The sequence below is a fragment of the Bacillus sp. 37MA genome, from assembly GCF_000372765.1.
In the GTDB taxonomy this organism is placed as follows: domain Bacteria; phylum Bacillota; class Bacilli; order Bacillales; family Domibacillaceae; genus Domibacillus; species Domibacillus aminovorans.
This window is the reverse complement of sequence record NZ_KB889752.1, coordinates 718,584-741,957: the sequence shown is the minus strand read 5'-3', so window position 1 is coordinate 741,957 and position 23,374 is coordinate 718,584. Positions and strand designations below refer to the sequence as shown.

Below are 23,374 nucleotides of genomic sequence, written 5' to 3'. Positions count from 1 at the left end.
ATTTAATGTGACCAAGACTTATTAACAATTGCCACTTCCCCACATACAAATCATAATTCCCTATCTAAATTCTCACCATCCAAATCCTATATTTACAGTAAGTACCAATAAATCACGATGTTTTTTTTGCTACAATTAACAAGTTATAAAGGAGTGAGATTAAATGGGGAGTAACAAATTGACGGATGAGAATCGTTTATCCATCAAACGTCCAGACGTTGCAAAATGGCTTGCATCAACAGAAATAAATAAAAATATTACAGCTGATAAGTTAACGATCAATAGCAATAAAAAAGTGTACTGGATTTGTGAAGATTGTGGATTTATTTATCCAATGATTGTTCAATCTAGAGTAAAAGGGAGTAAACCTAGACTATGTGATTGTAATAGACTTTCGATAAATAATCCTTACTTGTCAGCCCAGTGGCACCCAAATAAAAACGGGACACTTGTTCCGGAAGAAATTAGTACAGGAAGCCAAAGAAAAGTATGGTGGAAGTGTCATAGATGTAATTATGAATGGGAAACGACTGTTTGGCTACGCCATGTCAGAAATACAGGTTGTAAAAGGTGCAATAGTAAAGGCACCTCACTTCCAGAACAAGCTATTTTATATTACCTTTCCAAAGTCTATTCAGACATTCAACATCGACATATTTTAAAAATTGACAATAAATCTTTCGAAGCAGACCTTTTTATACCATCGTTAAGCGTTGTAATTGAATACGATGGTCACTATTTCCACTCTGGAAAAACTAAAGAGACATATGACATATATAAAAATAGACAATTATTTAGCGCAGGATTGACAACCATTCGTATTAGAGAGAAACTACCACCTTTAGAGCAATCAATTTGTTTCATTAGAAATAATCCTAATAGTCTTTCTTCGCTGGATGAAGTAATAAAAACCTTATTAACTTATCTGGCAGAAAAAGATACCTCAAACACTGAGAAACTTAATGAAGTAAAGGTAAACACATTTGCAGACTTCATTGCAATCCAAAGCCAGTATTATAAAAGTGAAATCAGCAACAGTGTTCTGTATTCGCACAAAGAAATAGTGGAAACCTATTGGGATTTTGAAAAGAATCTGATTAAGCCTGAACATGTTTCTTCAGGAAGTAAGGTAAGGTTATTCTTTCATTGCAAAACACACAAGCAAAGTTGGCAAGCCTATGCTTATAACATTTTTAACGGTAACTATATTGGATGTACAAAATGTGAAGCGAACAAAAGTGCGAGTACCCGAAGAAGCAAAGTGGATTTTAAAGATAGTGTAGCCTTTACCCATCCTAAAATAGTCGAGCAATATTGGGACTTTGAAAAGAATAGAGTAAAACCCGAAGAGATTACAGCAGGTTCACACTTCAAGCTTGATTTGTATTGCAAAGAACACCATAAATCTTGGCAAGCAGTAGCATTTAGTGTTTTTGGTAATAATTCAAGCGGTTGTAAGGCATGTGAATCGAAAAAAAAGTCTGCTGCACGTCGAAGAGTTTCGTTTGAAAAAAGTGTCGCTAATACACATAGTGAATTAGTTGAAAAATATTGGGATTTTAAAAAGAATACCATCACACCTGATAAGATTTCCTATGGTCATAGTGGACGTATTTTCTTTTACTGTAAAGAACATCAAACGGCATGGGATAGCATTGCTTCTAACGTATTCCGTCTTGGAGCTATATCATGTCGTAAATGCAGAACTGCAAATAATTAAATATTATATGTTAGCACGAAGATCGCAAAACCATCCTATTTTGATGGTTTTGCGGTTTTTAATGATCTATATAATCCGGCTCTCAGCCAATTACTGTTTACTTGGAAGCCAATTGAAGTCTTCTCTACCGAGAAAGTTTAAAGTTTAAGAATCAATTTTAGAAATTTTGTTTATTCTCTCTCTTACCAAACAGATAAAAAGCCGTACCAGTATACTGACTGATACGGCTCTTACTTATTGATTACGCTTGAGCAGCTGCTCTTTTACTGCTCTGACTCTCTCTTTAATGCTCTCCGTTTCTTCTTTTAAAAACTCAATTTTCACAGTTTTAAAATTACTTCTTTTTGTAGGCTCTGTTAAAATTCAGTGCTGATTTTAACTAAAGAAAAAAGACCGAAAAAATCGGCCTTTTTTGTCTCTGTTGTTGAACTAACGCACTCGTTAGTGCAACAAGAACCTGATAATTACATAGCTCTTTTTCTTGTGTGAAAAGCAAGAAAAAAAGAAATCGAAGGAAGCAAGACAAGTAATCTAAACCAATTTTCTACACCAGAGAAATATAGTGATGGTAGTATTAGTGCGATTCCACTAAATAAAAATGCTTCCCAATATTTTTCCATATACCCCCATATAAATAAAAGAACCGAAGCTCCAATTAAAAACCAAAAAATAAGACCAATCCAATAAAAATCCATTGATTTTCCTCCTTTATTTCATCTCCTATAATTATTGTATGTAAGTATACTTCAATGCTTATTCTTTAACTTCCTTGTTGAACAATCCGGCCCCGTTTGCTACATAAGAAAAGAGCTGCCGCAGCAACTCCCATTTTCAACAAAAGCACCCGTTAATTTAAGTACAATTCTTCACAAACTCACAAATCGTAAATATTCATAATAAAAAACTGCAGAAAGGTCGTTTACACGAACTTATCTTTTTCCGTACCTTTACAAAATCAAAGTTATTGGTGATATTGAACTAGCTAATAAAGAAGTATGAATAAAAGTGAATTTGTTGCTATCATATCGCATGAGCTTAAATCACCCAGAACTGCTGTGATGTTTAAGTTGGAAGCAATTATCGAAAAGTAGGTCTGTATCAAGATCGGTTAGATATTTGAAAAAGTGCTACAAGATGATGGGAGAGATTCAGGAACTAGCAATGGATATGGTGGAAATCTATCTAATGAAACACACTGTACTTGAATCTAAATTTTATAAGAATGGACTTATTGGATATCGTTAATGAAAGCACCTAACGGCTGCAACATTACAATTAATCAAAGAATAATCTCTTCTTTAGTATGCCTTTTTAAGAGTATCATTACATATTTGAAATGGCTTCACGTGTTGTCCATGTAGCACTACTGAAAGCTCGGTAGTTCGTAACAGCAGCATGAAAATCGTTTTCACTAATCGTGGCAGTTGCATCGTAAACAACAGCTGTCTTGAAGCCATTTTCGATTAAATCTCTCATATGCGATTCAACACATACGTTTGATAATACCCCAGCCAAAATTACTTGTTCTTTTCTGCGTTGCCTTAGTTGATAGACCAAATCATTTGTCTGAGGACTGGCCACCTTGTGCGGTGTTGCAATGACGGATGTTTTGTCCCAGATATACGGAGCTAAAGTTGGAACATAATCGGCTTCCGGAGTTGGAGGACTAAATTGATTTAATTTCTGATAAACACGCAAACTAATCAACATCTCTTGTTCGTTCCCTGTAAACTGCCAATCATAGTCATGTGGATATAAAAAGTGCGGGGAAACAAAGAGCTGATAACCTTTACTACGGGCAGTGCTTAATAGTAGTTCCAAGTTGGCTAAAGTATTATTCTGTTTAATGTTAGCCTTTGTCAAATGATATCCTCTTCCGCCTGGAGACAAAAAGTCATTTTGAGGGTCAGTAATAACTATTGCAGTATTCGCTGGGTTTGGTTTAAACATAGAATTGTTCCCACCTTTTTTATGTTTTGACTTATCGATTATATGAACTACTTTGATTAAAAATTCCTTAGGAAAATGAAATTTTGAATTTAATGAGTGACAATAAAGTACGGATAAACAAATACAACTATTGCATAGAAACCCCATTTCTTTTTTTGTATGATTTCCTTCCAATAAACATAAAAAAGAGCTGTATTTCACCTTACTTGTTCAACCTGCCCCGTTAGTTCAATAAGGAAATTAACACTATTCACTAACAGAGCCATTTTCAGTTGATAATATGATAATTTTCTAAACTCTCCCTTTCCTTAGATAAGCTTTTGCTGTATAATTATACCAAACATACATTCCTATATCTGTTAATTTGGAAAAGAGGCGGTCACTTTGGTCTATACGAAAACACATTTAGAAGATTTTATCGAAAATCTCTACATGAACATTGGAATCCACCATCCTCGACAACTAAACCCTGAACAAATTTCCGAAAAGCTTGGTATTGTCGTTGATTATGTAAATGGCGCCAGCAAGTGCATAGAGCATGAACAATTTTCATTTATCATGCTGAATCAAAATCTCTCCCCTGCTGTGCAATGGCAGGAATTTGCTCATGAGCTCTGTCATCTGCTGCGCCATGCAGGGAATCACTATACACTTACTCCCTTCTTTTTAAGGATGCAGGAATGGCAGGCGAATAGCTTTGCCCTGTATTTTTGTATTCCGACTTTTTTGCTCGAAAAACTTGACTTAACAGATCATAAGCAAGCAGCTATAGAAATTATTGCTCAAACATTCGGTGTTGAATATGATTTTGCCGAAGAACGGCTTGAACGTTGGCTGATTCAACCCTCTATGGTGTATTACGGATAAAAGAAAAGGTTTCTATTTCTCACTTACTTTTTGTCGCATTGTGTCGAAGGAAAAGTGTGGAAATCAGCCTTTTTTTATAGGAAGATAGATAGAATGACTTATCAGGCATTATCAGCACGCTATGGCGTTTTTTATTTTAATCACACACCGGTACTATTTACGCAATAAATATGAATCAATAAATTGAGAGTAGGTTACAAAAATGAAAAAAATCTGGGTTTTAGGAGTTGCTTTATTGTCTGTGGGATTGATTTTAGGTGGTTGTAATAGTGATGAAGACTTTACTAATGGAAGTAACTCTTCATCACAAGAAGCTGTATTGTCTTCCGAAGAACAGCTTAAAAAGGATGCTCAAGTACTAAATTATAAAACAATGGTTGAAGAAGGAATCGAGGAAGGAACTGAAGTTGTTATTGATGGCGATGTTACACATGCTGATGAATTAAGTGATGACAATGCTGTTACAGCTGGCACTACTTTCACATTAGCAAAAGATGAAGATGCTATTGCCTATTGGGTAGAGAATGAAACTGATGAAAAGTTTAAATTGAATTCTAATATAAAAGTGTACGGAATCTACAAAGGTATAGATCCGGAAAGGCTTCTTCCACTTGTTGAAGCAAAATTGATTGAGGGTGAAGTTGTGAAGTGAGTGAACTTTCCCACAACTAATATTCTTAACCAAACTTAATTAAAGGAGGAAAACAATATGAAATTTATCAAGTGGGGCCTTATTGCCTTGGTTGCATTATTTTTTCTTAGTCTTATTATAAATGCTCCATTAACCTTAATAGGTCTGGCTGTTCTTGCTTATGGTATTTATGAATTGCGGAATAAAAGACATGGACGAAATAAGGTTTCAAAGCCTGGATGGGTTGTCGCGGCGGGGATCTTTCTCCTTCTTATTTTACCTTCTTTTTCTGATTCTAAAAATGTAAATGAAGTCACTCAAGAACAGCAGAAAAAGCAAGAAGAGTTAGATGAAAAAGAGAAAGCTCTTGAAGAACGTGAAAAAGAATTAGCTGCTAAAGAAAAAGAATTAGAAGATACGCTGCAGCAAGAAGAACAGGTCGCAAAAGAAGTCGCTGCTCCGGCAACTACAGCAGTTGTTAATAAGGAACAAGCAGCCAGTTCCCTTCCTGACGGGTTAATTGCCGTTACGGTCAATAGAGTCGTAGATGGCGATATGCTAAAAGTGACTATAGATGGCAAAGAAGAAACCGTTCGACTGATTCTTGTCGATACGCCGGAAACAAAGCATCCGCAAAAAGGCGTGCAACCATTCGGCCCAGAAGCATCTGCCTTTACGACTGAACAACTGTCGGGTGTAGAAGTAAAGATTGAACCGGGCATCGAAGAACGAGATCGTTATGGTCGTCTGCTTGCCTACGTGTATGTCGGAGAAAAGATGTTTAATAAGATGCTGTTAGAAAAAGGATTAGCTCGTGTAGCTGTATATCCACCGAATACGCAGTACCTTGACGAATTTGAAAAAATACAGGCTGATGCAAAGAGTAAAGCAATCGGGATATGGTCTATTGAAAATTACGCGACGGACGATGGTTATAATTCTGAATCAAATAAAGAACCAGAGACGATACCTGCTCCAGTTCAAGAAGAACCCGAGCCAATTCCTGTTGCTGAACCACAACCTGCTCCCGACCCAGAACCGGTTGCTCAATATGAGTCCTATCAGAACTGCACAGAGTTGAGAAAAGTGTACCCTGCTGGCGTCGCTTCCGATCACCCTGCTTACGAATCAAAGCATGATCGTGATAAAGATAATTGGGCTTGTGAGAACTAATATATAATACTTCCCCCGCCTGCTTTTGTGCTAACCAAAAAGAGTAACAGCAGCTGGCGGGGATGTTGTAACTAAAATGGATCTCTCCTTAAAAGTTATCTTATTCTTTCTAGACTGCTTTCTTTCTGTTTTTGAAAAAAGCAATGATGAGGAGAAGAACAGGGATGATGACTTGGAAAGGAAGAAGAACATACAGCGGTATAATCTTTACCACTTCTTGAATATGTTCCATAATACTACTTCCACTGGCCATAGATAAAAGTAAAATGACAATGCCCATCGGATAAGCAAGACGGGAAGGGTGCTTCACATGAAATAAATGAGACGCTCCCATCACCGCCGCATAGAAATAAATACTTATTTTAAAAAAACTGCCGATCATCGCAAAAAGGATAAAATAAATATCCAAACGCTCCAAAAATCCAGCTACTTCAATCGACTGGATCGAAGCGAGAAGAGGAAAGTATGCACGGGAAGTAAGATCAACACCAAGAACACTTATGTTAATCGCTGCGAAAAGCGCCAATAGGAGACCACTCGTGCCCATGGCCCATAATCCAGTGCGTTTCACTTTTTCACGTTCTTTGACATAAGGGAAAATCATCGCAAAGACGATAACTTCTCCAAACGGGATGAACAGCGTGTGTGTGAAAGCGTTTTTGATCACCGGAGAAATTCCTTTTTCCAGTATCGGCTTTACGTTTTCGAGATGAATAATTCCTGAAATGATCAGTAAAAGGAAGCCGCTCAAGAGAAGCAAGCACATGGCGATAAACAACACTTCACTTGTTCGGGAGATGACTTCAATTCCTTTATAAACCGTATAAATGATCACCAGAATGAACAGGACATTGATGATAAATAAAGGTGTATCTGGGTAAGCAATGGTGATCAGCATTTCCCCGAAAATGCGCAATATCCTTACAGCTATATACACAAAAAAGAGAACATAAAAGAAGGCGAGCACTTTTCCTAAAAAGGATCCTAGTAATCTTTGCACATATTCCGTCAGCGGAAGATCCGGATAGTAGCAGTAAAGGCTGTAATAAATGAAAAACAGGCAAAAACCACCGGCCATTGCAATGAGTATCGCGAGCCAGGCGTCCTGCTTCACTTCAGGGGTAACCGGAATCAGCAGGATACTTCCATATTCAAATAAAAGGATGAGTGTGAATAACTGATAGCCACTTATTTTCGCTTTTTCCATCACGTGATCACTCTCCCTTCCTTTTCGACGTTGTACAAAATGAAAGCATCGTATTAACTTACCTTTCTTTGTTTTTTCATCCATTTTGTCCGAGTACTTCCAGTCCTATGCATATTGATTGTTTAAATAAAAATGAGGAGGTCACTTTGTTCTATACAAAAACGCACATTAATTCTCACCCAACCCCTCCCTTTTATGAGACGGGGTTTTGTTTTATACTTTAAACAAACGCCTGTTCTATTTCGTGATTTACGTACATTCTCTATAATAGCTTCCCCGCTTAACATTAGAGCTGCACCAATTATGTACCTACGACCATCTTGAAGAAGTACTTTTTTAACATTACGCTCAAACAAAGAAGATTTGAAAGGAGAATGATCATGGCAGCATTCAGAAAACGTGGGTATAAGTGGGAGTATCGTGCCTCATTTAAAAATCCCTTTACACAAGAATATAAAGTAAAGTCCAAAGGCGGGTTTTCCACTAAAAAAGAGGCGCAGATTGCTGCTGCAGATATGGAAAGACAAATTGTTGAAGGCTCGGAAACAAGCGAGGAAAATATGAGCCTTTCCTTTTATTTAAAAAATTGGCTTGTTGAATATAAAAAAGAAACAGTCCGGAAAAATACGTATGAGCTGCATGAACGGAACGTGAGGAATCATATTCTCCCCTACTTCAAAAATATCAACCTTGTTGAAGTGAAGCCGATCATGTACCAAAAGTTTTTGAACCATCTCACCAACCAAGATTACAGCAAGCGTACAGTCGAAATTATTCATGGGACCATGTACAATGCCATGGAAAAAGCTCTTATTCTGGGCAAATTGAAAAAGAATCCTTGCCGTGGCGCGACGATCTCCAATCGAAATGCAAAAGAGGATACCGGTTTAAATTATATGCGCTCAGAAGACGTCCCTACTTTCTTACAGACTGCCTTTAAGTACAATTACATATACTATATTTTCTTTAAGGTTTTAATTGAAAGTGGTATGCGAAAAGGTGAGGCTGCTGCACTCCAATGGACAGACATCGATTTAAAAGAAAGCCGGATCAGCATCACGAAGTCGCTTGATTTCCAGGCTGATTCAGAAGAAGATTTATGCGGAGATACAAAAAACTATAACTCAAAGCGTGAAATTGTGATGAGCCAGTCAATCATGAATGAGCTGTGGGATCATAAGAAATGGCAGAACAACAATAAACTGACGTTAAACGATATTTATAAGCATGATGTAAACCCTAGGAATGCAGCAGCCAACAACATTAATATCATATAGAGTAATTTTGAGCGTTTCATTGAATCTCACATCCCTTAATTTTATTTTGTATATGTGAATTAAGCAGAAAAAAGAACAATATTTTGTTCCTTTTTCTGATGATTATGCTTTTAGAAGTTCACCTTTGAAAAGATAAATTAAAGTACGAACAAATATAACTGCTAGTACTACAGTGAGCACAAGGAGAGTAATAGCAGCGATTGCTTTTAGCGGCCACGTATTTACATGTGCTGCATATTTAAACGCTGCATTAACTACAGCAGCCATTGGAAAGCTTACTGCCCACCAAGATGCATCGAAAGGCAGTCGTCTTTTAAATACCTTTCCAAAAAAAACAATTCCTAAAAATAATCCAAAATAAAATAATATTGAGGCAAACATATCAACGTCTTTAATAATGTTTGTATATGCCAAGAAACCTACTCCAAACGGTGCAATTAAAATCATTAGTGAAGGGGTTAGTTTTTCAGGCATAGGATCGTGATGCATCAAGCGTGAGAAAATTAAAACGAAAAACACGAGCGCTAATATACCTCCTACTGCAAAGCCAAATAAATTTATTTCCTCGCTCCAAGAAAATGGCATTGTGCCACCTGCAACAGCTATATCAAGTGTTCCTACACCTGGAATTAGCCAGGCAGGTGTAGCATGAAGGATTTCTTGTTTTTGATTCATCAGGCGATGAACAATGATAAAAGCTAAAACTATGGTAAGAATTGTCCCAGTAACCCATACTATTTCAGAAAGCGCTTTGCTATAGGGTGCAATAACTGAGGAAAGTAGCAGGATTGCAATTGTTATTGTCCCAAAGAAATTGCCGATTATTGGATTCTTAAATTCTTCAATAACTTTTTGTGGATACTTAAAAAGTTTCGTTATATAAGAAATGCTTAATACGATAAAAATGATAACAGCTAAGGCTCCAATTAACTCACCAATAAGTGCATATGTTCCGAATAGTTCATGAGACCATCTCCATGCTAGGGCGAGCCCCGATATCCCCATTACAGAACCAAATAAGTTTACAGGCAAGAATTGCAGTGTACTTTGTTTACTGGCTGTTAGTTCATCACTCATTACATGATCGTTTTTTGAATATGCACCCATTTTTCCTCACTCCTAATAATTCTAAATTTAATACTAGCAATCTTATCATTAATTTATAGTTGCCCAATGATGTTCACTAATATGTGACTGAATTATAGATGAGAGGGATTTATATAACAATATTATGTTTTCAATAATAATGATAGATAATTTCTATCATAAAACTATATGTTAGCTTATGAATCCCTTATGAGATAATCAGTAATTCCTGTACAGCCTGTTTATCTCACAAAGGAATATTCTGCAAAAATTCAGCCTTCATCCAATTGCATCACAATTTATTGGTTCTTTTAAATTCAAGCTTTTGACGTGATCTGTCAACAAATCTATAAAATGCCGGGCTGCAAATCCAATATATTTATCTTTGTGAATAACAATACCAACCTGCCTGCAAATCGTTGGATTTACAATTTTAATCACTTTTAATTTAGATGTATCATTAAGACCTAATAATGTTTTGGATAAAATTGTTGCTCCTGCCCCAGCCCGTACTAAGCTGATTATAGATTCAAAAGTATTCGTTTCTATATGGGGCTGTATTTTAAATCCTATAGAGTTACATATAATATCAACTAATATTCTACACTGATGGGTTTGTGGAAACATAATAATAGGTATCTTATTTATTTCTGCAAAATCAATCTCCTCCTTACTGGCTAAAGGATGAGTATCAGGTACAGTTAAGAAGAATTCTTCACGGTATAAAGGTATAGTGGTAACTCTTTCATCGGCATGAATAGGTATAATGGTGACTGCTAAATCGATCTCATTTTTTAAAACACGTTCATAAAGATCATCTACGCCCACGAGTTTTATTTGAATATCAGGATACTTATAGTGAAAATCCAGTAATTGTAATGAAACAAGGTGATTTATTTCTCCTGGTAACGCTCCAATCGCAAGTTTCCCTCTTTTCATTTTCTGAAGCTCCCGAATTTTTTCTGAAGCACTTTTTAAGTTGCTAAAGATATTAGTGCATTGCTCTTGCAACAATAATCCTGCCTCAGTAATGGCGATTTTCTTTCCTATCCGATCAAATAAAGGCATTCCTACTTCGCCTTCCAATGCTTTAATTTGATGACTAAGTGTAGGCTGTGTAATGCCTAGTTTTTCAGCAGCCCGGGTAAAGTGTAACTCCTCACAAATTGCCATAAAATATTCTAGTTGTCTGAATTCCATCCTGATCAACCTCATTCTAATTATAATTGGTATTGTTTTTAATGTTTAAAGGCAAAAAACTATTGATTTATTACATAATTCCAAAATAATTCAAAATTCCATATAATATAAAAGCTTTATAGGGTATTAAAACACAAAAGATAAAGGATGGGTAGCATTACTTTCTTATGGATAACTCCACTTTAAGATCCACTTTCTACCGGTTTCTACCATAGCGAACGAAAAATTGAAATGTGTCTTCATGTTCAGCGTTCATTATCGTACTTTGGTTACAACTAAATTCATTATTAAATCATTCCTTATCATTTCAAAACTGCACAGAGTTGAGAAAAGTTTATCCAGCTGGCGTCGCTTCCGATCACCCTGCCTATGAATCACAGCATGACCGTGACAAAGATAATTGGGCTTGCGAGTCGTAATTCACCAGTTTAACAATTCTCACCCAACCTGTCCCTTTATGAGACAGGTTTTTTCTTTTACAATGAATAGAAACATATGTTCCAAAGATCATTTAAGTACATTTCACTCCTTACTGTCTTTAATGAACATTAACGTGAGAGTGACTTTGTACTTTGAACCGTCTTGAAGAAGTACTTTTTTAACATTACGCTCAAGTAAAGAAGATTTGAAAGGAGAATTTCAATGGCTAGTATTCGCAAATATAAAAAGAAAGGCGAGAAAAAGGCCTATTATGAGTATCGTATTCGCTATAAAGATCCGATCACTCATACATACAAGGAGAAATCACAGCGGGGATTCACCTCTCCCATTGAAGCTCAGATTGCCGCTGCTACAGAAGAAAAGCGATTAATCGAAGGATTTGAAGTAAATGAGAAAGTGTATACTTTGAAAAATTATTTGAACTTCTGGCTCTCCGACCACAAGAAAGATACGGTCCGTAAAAACACGTATGCTATCCACGAACGGAACGTCCGGAATCATATTTTGCCCTACTTCCAAAACGTCCTGTTGAAAGATATTAAGCCGATGATGTACCAGAAGTTTTTGAACACTTTTACTGAACGAAAATACAGTAAACGAACCATTGAGTTAATTCATGGCACCATGTATAACTCCATGAACAAAGCCATTGTCCTCGAGATTCTTCAAAAAAATCCGTGTTCTGGTGCAACGATTAAAGGAAAAGAACGTGATAAGAAGTTGAAATTTATTGATTCAGACGATATCTCGTTATTTTTGCAGACCGCATACGCTGACAATTATCTGTATTGGGTATTTTTTATGGTGTTAATCGAAACGGGTATGCGGAAAGGAGAAGCAGCCTCTCTTCAATGGACAGATGTGAATTTTAAAGAAAAAACCATTTCGATTAGTAAGACATTGGATTTTAATCCTGGCGAAAACGAAGGGCAATTCGTCGATACGAAAACATATAAATCCACACGTGTGATTACGATGAGCCAATCCCTAAACAACGCGCTTCAATTTCATCTAAAATATCAAAATCAAAACAAATTGGCTCTTAAAGACTTATACCGTCATGATCTCAATCTTATCCTCTGTCGCAATGACGGCGATATCTTGCCGAAATCGACGCTATTTAATGCCTTTGCACGCATCTTAAGAAAAGCAAACCTGCCTCAGTTGCCGATCCATTCAACGAGGCACACACACGCCGTCCTACTTCTGGAATCCGGCGCTGATATGAAATATGTTCAAGAGCGTCTCGGTCATGGAAGTATGGCCATAACCGCTGACGTGTATGCGCACGTATCGAAAAAGATCGAATCCGGTAACCTTCAAAAGTATGAAGACTTTTCAGAGCATCTATTTAATAAAAAATGACGTCTTGTGGGTGTTTTGTGGGTGCCGCGTTTTTAGAACTCCTTTTTTATTTGATTCACCCACAATTTCAAACAAAGAAAAACCCCTTAAAGCCATACGGCTCAAGGGGTTTAGCTGATTAGAATGTTGTAAGGTATTGTTCACGTTCCCAAGGATGCACTTGTGTACGGAACATATCCCATTCAATTTCTTTCGCTTCAATGAAATGCTCGAGGATGTGTTCGCCAAGTGCATCTTTGATCGTGCTGCTATTTTTAAGAGCTTCAAGTGCCGCAGCAAGTGTTGCTGGAAGGTCACGTACGCCCTCTGCTTCGCGCTCTTCTTTATCCATTGCATAGATGTTGCGGTCTACTGCTGGCGGCGGAGTCAATTGGTTTTTGATTCCATCAAGGCCGGCTTTCAACAGAACAGCCATAGCAAGGTATGGATTCGCTGCCGGGTCCACGCTGCGTACTTCTACGCGTGTGCTCATTCCGCGTGAAGCCGGGATACGGATTAATGGGCTGCGGTTTTGGCCGGACCATGCGACGTAGCAAGGTGCTTCGTAACCAGGTACGAGACGCTTGTATGAGTTAACAGTTGGGTTTGTAATTGCTGTGAATGCTTCTGCATGTTTAAGTGTACCCGCGATGAATTGGTATGCTGTTTCACTCATTTGAAGTTGACCATCTTCTTGGAAGAATGCATTTTGGCCTTCTTTAAATAAAGACATGTTACAGTGCATACCAGAACCGTTTACGCCGAACAATGGTTTTGGCATAAACGTTGCGTGCAAACCATGTTTACGGGCAATCGTTTTAACAACCAATTTAAACGTTTGAATCTCATCACATGCCGTCACAACATCAGCATATTTAAAGTCGATTTCATGCTGACCAGGTGCTACTTCATGGTGAGATGCTTCAATTTCAAAGCCCATCTCTTCAAGCTCAAGCACGATGTCGCGGCGGCAGTTTTCACCAAGATCGGTCGGCGCAAGGTCAAAGTAACCACCGTTATCATTTAGCTCAAGTGTCGGGTCACCATTTTGATCCAATTTGAAGAGGAAGAATTCAGGCTCAGGCCCAAGGTTGAAATTTGTGAAACCAAGCTCTTCCATTTCTTTTAACACACGCTTCAAGTTTGTACGCGGGTCTCCTGCGAATGGTGTGCCATCCGGCATATAAATATCACAGATAAGACGCGCCACTTTTCCTTTTTCAGCTGTCCAAGGGAATACAACCCATGTGTCAAGATCCGGATAAAGGTTCATGTCTGATTCTTCAATGCGGACAAAACCTTCAATGGAAGATCCGTCAAACATCATTTTATTGTCGAGTGCTTTATCAAGTTGGCTCACTGGAATTTCAACGTTTTTAATTGTACCTAGAATATCCGTAAATTGAAGGCGGATAAATTTCACGTTTTCTTCTCCAGCCAATCGTTTAATGTCTTCGCGAGTATACTTGCTCATGTTCATTCACTCCTCCTCAAAAATGTAAAACCTTATATGGCAAAAGATTAGTGGAAAAACCGTCTCTCCACTTCTGAAGAGCGATTGAAACGTCCAGCATTGATTAATTCCTTCCGGAGCAGCTTCCGCAGTTCTTCGTCAGTGAACTCTTTCTTCGGTTTTGCACTACTTTCTTTTGTTTCCAATTTTTCTGTCTGTGATTCATCTTTTAGTAAAATTTTTTTAATCCCGGCCATATTAATACCTTGGTCGAGTAAGTCTTTTACTTCAAGAAGACGGTCAATATCGTTCAATGAATAAAGTCGCCGATTTCCTTCAGAACGATCCGGGGTAATTAAATGATGCTGCTCATAATAGCGTATTTGCCTTGCAGATAAATCAGTAAGTTTCATAACGGTTCCCATTGGAAAAAGTGGCATTGTCCGGCGAATATGGCTGCTCATGTTTTCCCCTCCTCTTTATCTGATGCTTTTACTTTAAATGATGTCACTTAATTTGTCAATACAATGTTATATTTTATAACATAAAAAATTTCTCCTTAAAAAAGGAGAAAAAAGGAGAAATTTTTTCTTTATATCTGATTTTTTTCAATTAAATGATCGATCGCACTTATTACGGCAATTTTCACATGTGCATATGTGAGCCCTCCCTGCACATACGCTGCATACGGTGGACGCAATGGACCATCTGCGGTGAGTTCAATACTCGCTCCTTGTATAAAGGTGCCAGCTGCCATAATAACATCGTCCTCATAGCCCGGCATATACGCTGGGGATGGCGTAACGTGTGAGTTAACCGGTGAGGCATATTGAATCGCCTGACAAAACGCGATCATTTTGTCCCGATCATCAAACTGAACGGCTTGAATAAGATCGGTGCGCTCCTCTCTCCATGATGGCATTGTTTTCATACCGAATAGCTCTAACAGCGCCGAGGTGAAAATCGCCCCTTTTAAACTTTCTGTCACGACGTGCGGCGCGAGAAAGAATCCTTGATACATTTCTTGAAGACTGTAAAGACTTGCTCCTGCTTCTGCACCAATTCCCGGCGATGTCATACGATAAGAACAGCTTTCTACATATTCTTTTTTCCCCGCGATGTAGCCCCCTATTTTGGCAAGACCGCCTCCTGGGTTTTTAATTAATGAGCCTGCAATCAGATCAGCTCCTACATGAAGCGGTTCTTTTTTTTCAACAAACTCACCGTAACAATTGTCAACAAAGACGACCGCAGATGGTTTAATGTCCTTTACAAAGCGGCACATTTCACCTATTTCTTCTATCGTAAAAGAAGGTCTGACCGCGTAGCCTTTGGAACGCTGAATCGCAATCATTTTTGTTTTATCTGTAATGCTTGTACGAATTTTTTCAAAATCAGGTCGTCCGTTTTCATTGAGCTCAACGTGCTTGTATGTAATACCAAATTCCCGCAACGATCCGTTTGAAGGTTCTCGTATGCCAATAATATTATCAAGCGTATCGTACGGTTTTCCGGTAATGTAGAGCAGCTCGTCGCCCGGGCGCAAAATGCCAAACAGAGAGATCGTAATGGCATGTGTGCCAGAAATAATTTGCGGACGCACGAGCGCACTTTCACCGCCAAATACATCTGCATATACATGTTCAAGTGTATCGCGGCCTGAATCGTCATACCCGTATCCAGTAGACGGGGTAAAATGAAAATCGCTCACCTGGTTTTTTTGAAAGCTTTGCAAAACGCGAAATTGATTGTATTCCGCCATCTGTTCTACTTGTTCATGAACAGTCGCAATTTTCCGTTCCGCTTCCTCTGCTTTTTCACGAATAAGAGCTCCATTTTTTAGTAAATCAAATATACTAGTCATCATTATAATCCTTCTTTCTTGTTCACTTTTTCCATCATAGCAAAATCACCGTTTTCTTAAAAGAAAAATAGCCGTTCGTCGAATGATGGATTATAATAAAGCCGAACATTTTACACGTTGAATGAAAGAAGGCTCAGAATGGATATTACATGGGATGTGTTAACAATCATTGGAACGTTTGCCTTTGCGATTTCAGGCGCAATCGTTGCGATGGAAGAAGAATACGATTTATTTGGCATATATGTATTAGGAATGATTACCGCATTTGGCGGTGGAGCGATCCGAAATTTATTAATCGATGTTCCTGTTTCAACTTTATGGGAACAAAGTGAATTTTTTACGATAGCGATATTATCGATAACAGCGATCGTTCTATTTCCACAAAACCTGCTCCGCTACTGGCCTATATGGGGCAACTTATTTGATGCGATTGGGTTGTCTGCGTTTGCTATTCAAGGCGCTTTATACGCAGTAGGCATGGGGCATCCGCTCAGTGCCGTTGTCATGGCAGCAGTGTTAACCGGAAGTGGCGGCGGACTTGTCCGCGATGTGCTTGCTCAGCGGAAACCAACTCTTTTACGAAATGAGGTGTACGGTGTGTGGGCGGCGCTTGCCGGCATGTTCATTGCACTAAACATTGTACAGTCACCCGCACAAATCTTTATTTTATTCCTATTCATAACGGTTTTACGTATTCTTTCCTATAAATATAGCTGGCATTTACCCAAACGAACAATGAAACGATAAACTTTAGCATTCGCCTAGATTCAGCAGGTGCTTTTTCTTTTGCCGACACGCAGAAAATGAGTAAGATGAATAGGTACGAAGAGCTTGGTCCACGTACAAAAACAGAGCCTAGATCACACTGGCTCTGTTTTCAATAAAAATCTGTCGCCTCTTCCTGATTTCATCGCTTCTTCTGTCAGCAAAGAATGAATCATCATATCGTTGAAGATGCGGGCGATCGTTTCAATGGACAGTTCTCCATCTTTTTTAAACCATTTATACATCCAGTTAATGATACCCATAATCGCCATTGTAGAAATTTCAGCGGGTACTTCTTGACGAAAATCACCGGTAGACTGCCCATCTCGAATGACCTGAAGAAGCAGTTTGCGGTATTCATCCCGTTTTTCGTTAATTCGCTCTTCAAAATCACCTTTCAAATACGTACTCTCCTGATAGAATACCGTAATATGCGGTTTGTACAGGTCAAAAATTCTTGTAAATGATGTGATGATGGCACATAGCCTCGACACAGGATCGGTTTCTTTATCGTGTGATTCCTTCGCTTTATTAAGTAAATACGAAATAAATACGTCGTGAATATGATAAAGCAGTTCATCTTTTGATTTAAAATTGTGATAAAAGCCGCCTTTTGACGTACCACATTCATCGACAATCTGATCGACGGTCACACCGTGGTAACCATGTTGTTCAAACATAATTAAGGCCGTTTCAATGATTCTTTCTTTAACGGGTTTCTTTTTCATTATCATCATCCTTTTCGACATTTTACCACATACGTCATTATTTCGACAATTCAAAATCTTCCCCTTTTAATAGTCTCAAATCCTTTTTCGAATGCATCGTCTGTTTCATTAAACGAATCGCCTGCTTTCTTGCGGCTTTCTCGATCATCGTCCGTATGTTACGGCCATTCGCAAAACGAAATCCTTGCTTTCTTTTTTCTTCAGCTATCTTTTCCATCAAAATCGGTTTCGCTGCCGAATCGATGTCGTACCATTTTTCGTGCGCGCTCTGTTCTGCTATTTGGTACAGTTCATCCACCGTGTAATCGGCAAAATGATGTGTAATGGGAAAACGAGATTGCAACCCTGGATTAAGCGTTAAAAAGTGTGCCATTTCCCTTGGATATCCCGCTAAAATTAAAATAAAGTCGTTTTGATGATCTTCCATTTGCTTCACAAGCGTATCAATCGCTTCTTTGCCAAAATCCTTTTCGCCGCCACGTGCGAGTGAATAGGCTTCATCAATAAACAACACACCGCCCAGCGCTTTTTTAACGAGATCCCGTGTTTTTTGCGCTGTGTGACCGATGTATTCTCCGACGAGATCAGCCCGTTCCGCTTCAATAAAATGTCCTTTTTCAAGAATACGAAGCCGTTTAAACATCGTGGCGATAATGCGGGCAGCCGTCGTTTTTCCTGTGCCTGGATTGCCTGTAAAGAGCATATGAAGCATTTGCCCTTTCGCTTGAATGCCTGCTTCGATTCGCTTTTGATTTATATAAGCTGTTGCATATAATTCACGAACGAGTATTTTTAAATCGGCAAGGCCGATCAACTGTTCCATCTCTTTTTCAATATCGAGAAGTACCTCGTGGGCAGGATGACGGTACCATTCTGGTTCTGCTGCCAGCGGCGTTTTTTCTTTCGGCTGAAAGACGACATGAATGCGGCCTGGTTGATTGATCTGCTTCATGCCAACAGCCCCCTTTTCCTTCAATTGTATGCTTAGAAATAAAAAAAAGACCCGCATCTATGCGGGCCCTTCATTCACATCGTCATTGTTTATCCAATTGTAAGCTAACTTCATCAAAATTTAAACTGACGCTGCGCTGAGGAGCAAATGTCGAAATGGCATGTTTGTAAACGAGCTGCTGTTTGCCATCTGTTTCAACCAGTACCGTAAAATTATCAAATCCTTTAATAAGTCCGCGGAGCTGGAATCCATTCAATAAAAAAACCGTGACCATTGTGCTATCTTTGCGCAGCTGGTTTAAAAATTGATCTTGAATGTTAATTGGCTGTTTCATGCTTCGTCCTCCTCTTTCTATCTGTATCCATTAATACTTATTCTATCTTAGATTCAGCTTTCCTGCCAGCAACGCGCAAATTTGTTGTTTTTTTTCATCGCGCAATGCTGCATCTGTCATGTCCACCCATTCAATGTTCATTTTATTGTAGAACCATGTCAACTGCCGCTTCGCATAATGGCGCGAATTTTGTTTTAATAGATTCACTGCTTCATCCAACTGCTGCTCGCCTTTTATATAGCCAAACAATTCTTTATAGCCAATCGCTTGAACAGCTGGGACGTCTTTTAATCCAAGGTCATACAACCTTTCTGCTTCCTCTAACAGTCCGGATTCCATCATCAGATCGACCCGTTTGTTAATCCGTTCATATAACATAGCCCGATCCATTGTTAGACCGACGATGGCACTGTCGTATTTCTCATCCGGTTTTTTACTGCCTCGCTGCTTAGATGCCGGCCGGCCGGTCGTATGAAAAATTTCGAGTGCACGAATTGTTCGGCGTACATTGTTCGGGTGAATGGACTGGGCAGATATAGGATCAACCGCACGCAGCTTTTCATGAATGGCCTCTGCACCGATGTTGTCTGCCTCTTTTTCTAATTCTTTACGGATCGTCTCATCGTTGCCATCCTGTGCAAACTGATAATCATATAAAACAGATTGAATGTATAGCCCCGTTCCGCCGCAAATAATCGGCAATTTGCCCCGCGCATGAATATCCGCTATTTTCTCCCGCGCCAGCTGTTGAAATTCAGCAGCTGAAAATGTTTCGTCCACATTTTTTATATCAATTAAATGATGCGGCACACCATCCATTTCTTTTTTCGTCACTTTCGCCGTCCCAACATCGAGTCCTCGATAAATTTGCATCGAGTCACCACTTATAATTTCACCGTTTAACTGTTTCGCAATAAAAATACTTAAGTCCGTTTTTCCAGATGCAGTCGGTCCAATAATGACCGCCACTTTTTCTTTCGTCATATGTCTCACAGCCTTCTCCATATCAGTCTCCTTATTATAACGGATCCCTATGTTTAAGAACAGGCGGCGATTTCCGCTTCTAATTCCGCAATGTGCTTTTCTTTTTCTGCCTGTGACCAGTTAAAATGATCAGCTAAAATATCCGTGCATATTTCTTTATAGTCAAGAACTGTTTTCAAATCGAACAAAAGCGCACTAATACGACGAATGAAAAAGTCAGCCGGTGTGTATGCCATTTCTTCCTCTATCGCATACATGAGCTGCGCGTAAAGCACATTCGGCATCGGGCTATTTTCCTTCTTATGAGCAAATAATTTATCTACGTTCGAACCGTACTTATTAACGAGTGTCTTTGCCTCTTCTTTTGAGAACCCTTTCTCCATGCCAGTGGCTATTTTTTCTTGAACATACGCCTGAAACTTCGCCGAACCGCCGACGTCACCGCCTGAAATCGGCAAATGTTTCGTTTCGGACGGGCTAAATAAAATGGAGTGTTCTTCTTTAAACCATTTTGCCACGCGCTCCATAATCGTTTCTGCCATTTTCCTGTAGCCTGTCAATTTCCCGCCGGCAATCGTCAATAAACCTGTCTCTGATTCCCAAATTTCATCTTTGCGTGAAATTTCCGATGGGTCTTTTCCCTCTTCATAAATAAGCGGCCGCACGCCTGACCATGAAGATTCAATGTTCGACTCGTTCACATTAACAGATGGGAACATGAATCGGATCGCTTCAAGCAAATATGCGCGGTCTTCCGCTGTCACATCCGGGCGGATTGGATCACGGTCATAAAACGTATCCGTCGTGCCGATATACGTTTTGCCATCGCGCGGAATCGCAAACACCATCCGTTTGTCTGTTGTATCGAAATAAATGGCCTGTTGAAGCGGGAACACAGACTCATCTATGACGATATGAACCCCTTTTGTGAGACGCAAATGCTTGCCATTTTCACCGCCATCTTTTTTTCGGACGGAATCTACCCAAGGGCCGGATGCATTAATGACCTTTTTAGCTGAAATGGTAAAGCGGCTGCCATCGATTTGATCAACCGCTTCAATTCCTGTTACACGTCCGTTATCATAATGAAACTCGGCCGCCTTCACGTAGTTCAAACAAAGAGCACCTTTTTCCATCGCTTTTTTTATTACTTCAATCGTTAATCTTGCATCGTCTGTCCGATATTCAACGTAGTAGCCGCTACCTTTTAAACCAGCTTCTTTAACGAGCGGTTCCTTTTTCATTGTTTCAGAGACCGAAAGCATGGAACGACGTTCAGACCGCTTGACACCGGCTAATAAGTCATATACATGCAGTGCAGCGGACGTTGTATATTTCCCGAATGTGCCTCCTTCGTGCAGCGGCAAAAGCATCCACTCCGGTGTTGTCACGTGCGGTCCATTTTCATACACAATCGCACGTTCTTTCCCAATTTCTGCAACCATTTTTACTTCAAACTGTTTTAAATAGCGAAGCCCGCCGTGCACAAGCTTTGTTGAGCGGCTAGACGTACCCGCTGCAAAGTCCTGCATATCAATAAGCGCTGTCTTCATCCCGCGCATCACTGCATCGAGTGCAATCCCAGCACCCGTAATGCCGCCGCCGATAATGAGTACATCAAACGGTTCGATTTTCATCATGTTTATTTTTTCTGCACGGTTTTTATTGGAAAAGTTCATCTTCTCATCCCCTCGTCTTATTATGTACCCTAAAAAGACAATAAAAAGACCTGAATAGCCGAAACAGTCATCGCTGTTTCGCTTTCCAGACCTCTTCAATTCTCCGGACATTGTATGAACATATGTGTAATGGATCAGTACCATTATTGAAAAGCAATAGCTGCTTTCACTGCTTTTTTCCATCCGCTGTACAATTCATTACGAACGGCTTCTTCCATGCTTGGTTCAAATGTACGCTCCACCTGCCAATTACGGGCAATTTCTGTACGGTCACTCCAGAAACCAACCGCTAGACCAGCTAAATAGGCTGCGCCGAGTGCGGTCGTTTCATTAATTTTCGTCCGTTCAACAGGCACATTCAGCAGATCACTCTGGAATTGCATTAAAAAGGCATTCATAACCGCACCACCATCAACACGGAGCGTTTTTAATGAAATGCCGGAATCGGCTTCCATCACTTCCAGTACATCTTTCGTTTGATAGGCAAGAGATTCAAGCACCGCACGTATGAAATGTTCTTTTTCTGTACCGCGTGTTAAACCGAATACCGCACCGCGCACGTCACTTTCCCAATATGGGGTGCCTAGTCCGACAAATGCCGGTACGACATAGACACCATCCGTTGACGATACCCGTTCTGCATATTGCTCGCTGTCACTCGCGTTTTTTAACATGCGAAGCCCATCTCGAAGCCATTGAATCGCAGAACCGGAGACGAAAATACTGCCTTCAAGTGCATACTCGACTTTTCCATCAATGCCCCATGCGATCGTTGTCAATAAGCCATGTTCAGACTTAATCGCTTTTTCACCGGTGTTCATGAGCATGAAACAACCCGTTCCGTATGTGTTTTTCGCCATTCCTTTTTCAAAACATGCTTGTCCGAACAAAGCGGCCTGCTGATCACCCGCGGCTCCTGCAACCGGAATTTTTTGACCGAAAAAATGAATCGGCGCGGTCGTTCCATATATAGATGATGACGGACGCACGTCCGGCAACAATGCTTCTGGTATATTCAATATATGAAGCAATTCCTGATCCCATTCAAGTGTGTGAATGTTGAACAGTAATGTACGCGCTGCGTTCGAATAATCGGTGACGTGCGCCGCGCCGTCCGTTAATTTCCAAATGAGCCACGTATCCATTGTCCCAAACAATAATTTTCCTTGTTCAGCCAGCGCACGGGCTCCTTCCACTTGATCAAGAATCCATTTTACTTTCGTTCCAGAAAAATATGGATCGATAAGAAGACCTGTTTTATCACGAAATGTCTGCTCATACCCTTTTTGTTTTAACTCGGCGCAAATGTCCGCTGTTTGACGCGACTGCCAGACAACCGCATGATAAATCGGCCGGCCCGTTTCTTTATCCCAGATTACCGCTGTTTCACGCTGATTCGTAATGCCAATCGCTTTGATCTGACTGGCCCGGATCTCTTTTTCAGTTAACACCGTTGCTATACAGGATAAAACAGACCCCCAAATTTCATTCGCATCGTGCTCGACCCAGCCTGGTTGTGGAAAATATTGTGTAAATTCTTTTTGTGCGGAATGAACGATTTCGCCTTTTTTATTAAATAAAATCGCCCGTGAACTTGTCGTTCCCTGGTCAATGGATAAAATATACTTTTCCATGCGAAAATCCCTCCTTGTTAAAACAACTGTTTATCCTACACGCTATTGGAAGCGGTGTCAAATATTTTTTGTTTGTTCAAAGAGC

22 protein-coding genes are annotated in these 23,374 nt (G+C 39.5%); 8 read left to right on the top strand and 14 right to left on the bottom strand.

The window, feature by feature from the left end:
- The first annotated feature begins 163 nt into the window (after positions 1-163).
- Positions 164-1,720: a zinc-ribbon domain-containing protein gene (locus A3M5_RS0103855; protein ID WP_018392446.1), complete on the top strand. Its 1,557-nt coding sequence runs from the start codon at positions 164-166 to the stop codon at positions 1,718-1,720.
- A 464-nt stretch (positions 1,721-2,184) separates the two neighbouring features.
- Here A3M5_RS0103855 and A3M5_RS0103850 read toward each other — a convergent pair whose 3' ends face one another.
- Positions 2,185-2,415, bottom strand: coding sequence for a hypothetical protein (locus A3M5_RS0103850; RefSeq protein WP_018392445.1), 231 nt, complete (start codon positions 2,413-2,415; stop codon positions 2,185-2,187).
- Between the two features lie 628 nt (positions 2,416-3,043).
- Positions 3,044-3,670 carry a cysteine hydrolase family protein gene (locus tag A3M5_RS0103845; protein WP_018392443.1) on the bottom strand — a complete coding sequence of 209 codons (627 nt, stop codon included), beginning with the start codon at positions 3,668-3,670 and terminating at the stop codon, positions 3,044-3,046.
- A 384-nt stretch (positions 3,671-4,054) separates the two neighbouring features.
- Between A3M5_RS0103845 and A3M5_RS0103840 the strand changes: the two genes are divergently transcribed.
- From A3M5_RS0103840 to A3M5_RS0103830, 3 genes are all read left to right on the top strand, one after another.
- Positions 4,055-4,537 (top strand): ImmA/IrrE family metallo-endopeptidase, encoded by a 483-nt coding sequence (locus A3M5_RS0103840; RefSeq protein WP_018392442.1) that lies wholly within the window; start codon positions 4,055-4,057, stop codon positions 4,535-4,537.
- A 202-nt stretch (positions 4,538-4,739) separates the two neighbouring features.
- Positions 4,740-5,189, top strand: a complete 450-nt coding sequence (locus A3M5_RS0103835; RefSeq protein ID WP_018392441.1) for a hypothetical protein — start codon at positions 4,740-4,742, stop codon at positions 5,187-5,189.
- Positions 5,190-5,246: 57 nt separating this feature from the next.
- Positions 5,247-6,341 carry a thermonuclease family protein gene (locus tag A3M5_RS0103830; protein WP_018392440.1) on the top strand — a complete coding sequence of 365 codons (1,095 nt, stop codon included), beginning with the start codon at positions 5,247-5,249 and terminating at the stop codon, positions 6,339-6,341.
- A 109-nt stretch (positions 6,342-6,450) separates the two neighbouring features.
- Here the strand turns inward: A3M5_RS0103830 and A3M5_RS0103825 are convergent, their stop codons facing one another.
- Positions 6,451-7,548, bottom strand: coding sequence for a GerAB/ArcD/ProY family transporter (locus A3M5_RS0103825; RefSeq protein ID WP_018392439.1), 1,098 nt, complete (start codon positions 7,546-7,548; stop codon positions 6,451-6,453).
- 380 nt (positions 7,549-7,928) lie between these two features.
- Here A3M5_RS0103825 and A3M5_RS22120 point away from each other — a divergent pair, with 380 nt between their 5' ends.
- Positions 7,929-8,825 carry a site-specific integrase gene (locus A3M5_RS22120; protein WP_018392438.1) on the top strand — a complete coding sequence of 299 codons (897 nt, stop codon included), beginning with the start codon at positions 7,929-7,931 and terminating at the stop codon, positions 8,823-8,825.
- 102 nt (positions 8,826-8,927) lie between these two features.
- On the opposite strand, the gene A3M5_RS0103815 is transcribed toward A3M5_RS22120, so the two are convergent.
- Together A3M5_RS0103815 and A3M5_RS0103810 are read right to left on the bottom strand one after the other, a co-directional pair.
- Positions 8,928-9,932 carry an SLAC1 anion channel family protein gene (locus tag A3M5_RS0103815; RefSeq protein ID WP_018392437.1) on the bottom strand — a complete coding sequence of 335 codons (1,005 nt, stop codon included), beginning with the start codon at positions 9,930-9,932 and terminating at the stop codon, positions 8,928-8,930.
- Between the two features lie 258 nt (positions 9,933-10,190).
- A complete protein-coding gene (locus A3M5_RS0103810; protein ID WP_018392436.1) occupies positions 10,191-11,111 on the bottom strand; it encodes a LysR family transcriptional regulator in 921 nt (306 codons plus the stop codon).
- Between the two features lie 233 nt (positions 11,112-11,344).
- On the opposite strand from A3M5_RS0103810, the gene A3M5_RS24240 reads away from it, so the two are divergent.
- Together A3M5_RS24240 and A3M5_RS0103805 are read left to right on the top strand one after the other, a co-directional pair.
- Positions 11,345-11,530 (top strand): excalibur calcium-binding domain-containing protein, encoded by a 186-nt coding sequence (locus A3M5_RS24240; RefSeq protein ID WP_082193836.1) that lies wholly within the window; start codon positions 11,345-11,347, stop codon positions 11,528-11,530.
- 223 nt (positions 11,531-11,753) lie between these two features.
- Positions 11,754-12,917: a tyrosine-type recombinase/integrase gene (locus tag A3M5_RS0103805; protein WP_018392435.1), complete on the top strand. Its 1,164-nt coding sequence runs from the start codon at positions 11,754-11,756 to the stop codon at positions 12,915-12,917.
- Between the two features lie 118 nt (positions 12,918-13,035).
- Here A3M5_RS0103805 and glnA read toward each other — a convergent pair whose 3' ends face one another.
- The 3 genes from glnA to A3M5_RS0103790 all read right to left on the bottom strand — a co-directional run bounded on the left by glnA (position 13,036) and on the right by A3M5_RS0103790 (position 16,216).
- Complete coding sequence (gene glnA, locus A3M5_RS0103800) at positions 13,036-14,370, bottom strand: type I glutamate--ammonia ligase (RefSeq protein ID WP_026221576.1); 1,335 nt, start codon at positions 14,368-14,370, stop codon at positions 13,036-13,038.
- Positions 14,371-14,417: 47 nt separating this feature from the next.
- Positions 14,418-14,813 carry a MerR family transcriptional regulator gene (locus tag A3M5_RS0103795; RefSeq protein WP_018392433.1) on the bottom strand — a complete coding sequence of 132 codons (396 nt, stop codon included), beginning with the start codon at positions 14,811-14,813 and terminating at the stop codon, positions 14,418-14,420.
- A 128-nt stretch (positions 14,814-14,941) separates the two neighbouring features.
- Positions 14,942-16,216, bottom strand: coding sequence for a methionine gamma-lyase family protein (locus tag A3M5_RS0103790; protein ID WP_018392432.1), 1,275 nt, complete (start codon positions 16,214-16,216; stop codon positions 14,942-14,944).
- 141 nt (positions 16,217-16,357) lie between these two features.
- Here A3M5_RS0103790 and A3M5_RS0103785 point away from each other — a divergent pair, with 141 nt between their 5' ends.
- Positions 16,358-16,960: a trimeric intracellular cation channel family protein gene (locus A3M5_RS0103785; protein WP_026221574.1), complete on the top strand. Its 603-nt coding sequence runs from the start codon at positions 16,358-16,360 to the stop codon at positions 16,958-16,960.
- A gap of 113 nt (positions 16,961-17,073) precedes the next feature.
- Here the strand turns inward: A3M5_RS0103785 and A3M5_RS0103780 are convergent, their stop codons facing one another.
- The 6 genes from A3M5_RS0103780 to glpK all read right to left on the bottom strand — a co-directional run bounded on the left by A3M5_RS0103780 (position 17,074) and on the right by glpK (position 23,289).
- Positions 17,074-17,706 carry a TetR/AcrR family transcriptional regulator gene (locus tag A3M5_RS0103780; RefSeq protein ID WP_018392430.1) on the bottom strand — a complete coding sequence of 211 codons (633 nt, stop codon included), beginning with the start codon at positions 17,704-17,706 and terminating at the stop codon, positions 17,074-17,076.
- A gap of 37 nt (positions 17,707-17,743) precedes the next feature.
- Positions 17,744-18,658, bottom strand: coding sequence for an AAA family ATPase (locus A3M5_RS0103775; protein ID WP_018392429.1), 915 nt, complete (start codon positions 18,656-18,658; stop codon positions 17,744-17,746).
- Between the two features lie 82 nt (positions 18,659-18,740).
- On the bottom strand, positions 18,741-18,992 hold the full coding sequence (gene hfq, locus A3M5_RS0103770) for an RNA chaperone Hfq (protein WP_018392428.1): 252 nt from the start codon (positions 18,990-18,992) through the stop codon (positions 18,741-18,743).
- A 42-nt stretch (positions 18,993-19,034) separates the two neighbouring features.
- On the bottom strand, positions 19,035-19,985 hold the full coding sequence (miaA, locus tag A3M5_RS0103765; protein WP_196803579.1) for a tRNA (adenosine(37)-N6)-dimethylallyltransferase MiaA: 951 nt from the start codon (positions 19,983-19,985) through the stop codon (positions 19,035-19,037).
- A 44-nt stretch (positions 19,986-20,029) separates the two neighbouring features.
- The gene (locus tag A3M5_RS0103760) at positions 20,030-21,655 is read right to left on the bottom strand and encodes a glycerol-3-phosphate dehydrogenase/oxidase (RefSeq protein ID WP_018392426.1); all 1,626 of its coding nucleotides are present in this window, start codon (positions 21,653-21,655) and stop codon (positions 20,030-20,032) included.
- Positions 21,656-21,798: 143 nt separating this feature from the next.
- Positions 21,799-23,289 (bottom strand): glycerol kinase GlpK, encoded by a 1,491-nt coding sequence (gene glpK, locus A3M5_RS0103755; protein ID WP_018392425.1) that lies wholly within the window; start codon positions 23,287-23,289, stop codon positions 21,799-21,801.
- Positions 23,290-23,374: the final 85 nt, after the last annotated feature.

Bases quoted from the DNA above. Each gene is read 5' to 3' on its own strand.
- glnA (WP_026221576.1), bottom strand. From the start codon at position 14,370: ATGAGCAAGTATACTCGCGAAGACATTAAACGATTGGCTGGAGAAGAA.
- A3M5_RS0103760 (WP_018392426.1), bottom strand. From the start codon at position 21,655: ATGAACTTTTCCAATAAAAACCGTGCAGAAAAAATAAACATGATGAAA.
- A3M5_RS0103795 (WP_018392433.1), bottom strand. From the start codon at position 14,813: ATGAGCAGCCATATTCGCCGGACAATGCCACTTTTTCCAATGGGAACC.
- A3M5_RS0103830 (WP_018392440.1), top strand. From the start codon at position 5,247: ATGAAATTTATCAAGTGGGGCCTTATTGCCTTGGTTGCATTATTTTTT.
- A3M5_RS0103845 (WP_018392443.1), bottom strand. From the start codon at position 3,670: ATGTTTAAACCAAACCCAGCGAATACTGCAATAGTTATTACTGACCCT.
- A3M5_RS22120 (WP_018392438.1), top strand. From the start codon at position 7,929: ATGGCAGCATTCAGAAAACGTGGGTATAAGTGGGAGTATCGTGCCTCA.
- A3M5_RS0103815 (WP_018392437.1), bottom strand. From the start codon at position 9,932: ATGGGTGCATATTCAAAAAACGATCATGTAATGAGTGATGAACTAACA.
- A3M5_RS0103835 (WP_018392441.1), top strand. From the start codon at position 4,740: ATGAAAAAAATCTGGGTTTTAGGAGTTGCTTTATTGTCTGTGGGATTG.
- A3M5_RS0103825 (WP_018392439.1), bottom strand. From the start codon at position 7,548: ATGGAAAAAGCGAAAATAAGTGGCTATCAGTTATTCACACTCATCCTT.
- A3M5_RS0103775 (WP_018392429.1), bottom strand. From the start codon at position 18,658: ATGAAGCAGATCAATCAACCAGGCCGCATTCATGTCGTCTTTCAGCCG.
- hfq (WP_018392428.1), bottom strand. From the start codon at position 18,992: ATGAAACAGCCAATTAACATTCAAGATCAATTTTTAAACCAGCTGCGC.
- A3M5_RS0103780 (WP_018392430.1), bottom strand. From the start codon at position 17,706: ATGAAAAAGAAACCCGTTAAAGAAAGAATCATTGAAACGGCCTTAATT.
- A3M5_RS0103810 (WP_018392436.1), bottom strand. From the start codon at position 11,111: ATGGAATTCAGACAACTAGAATATTTTATGGCAATTTGTGAGGAGTTA.
- A3M5_RS0103805 (WP_018392435.1), top strand. From the start codon at position 11,754: ATGGCTAGTATTCGCAAATATAAAAAGAAAGGCGAGAAAAAGGCCTAT.
- glpK (WP_018392425.1), bottom strand. From the start codon at position 23,289: ATGGAAAAGTATATTTTATCCATTGACCAGGGAACGACAAGTTCACGG.
- A3M5_RS0103855 (WP_018392446.1), top strand. From the start codon at position 164: ATGGGGAGTAACAAATTGACGGATGAGAATCGTTTATCCATCAAACGT.
- A3M5_RS0103790 (WP_018392432.1), bottom strand. From the start codon at position 16,216: ATGATGACTAGTATATTTGATTTACTAAAAAATGGAGCTCTTATTCGT.
- A3M5_RS0103850 (WP_018392445.1), bottom strand. From the start codon at position 2,415: ATGGATTTTTATTGGATTGGTCTTATTTTTTGGTTTTTAATTGGAGCT.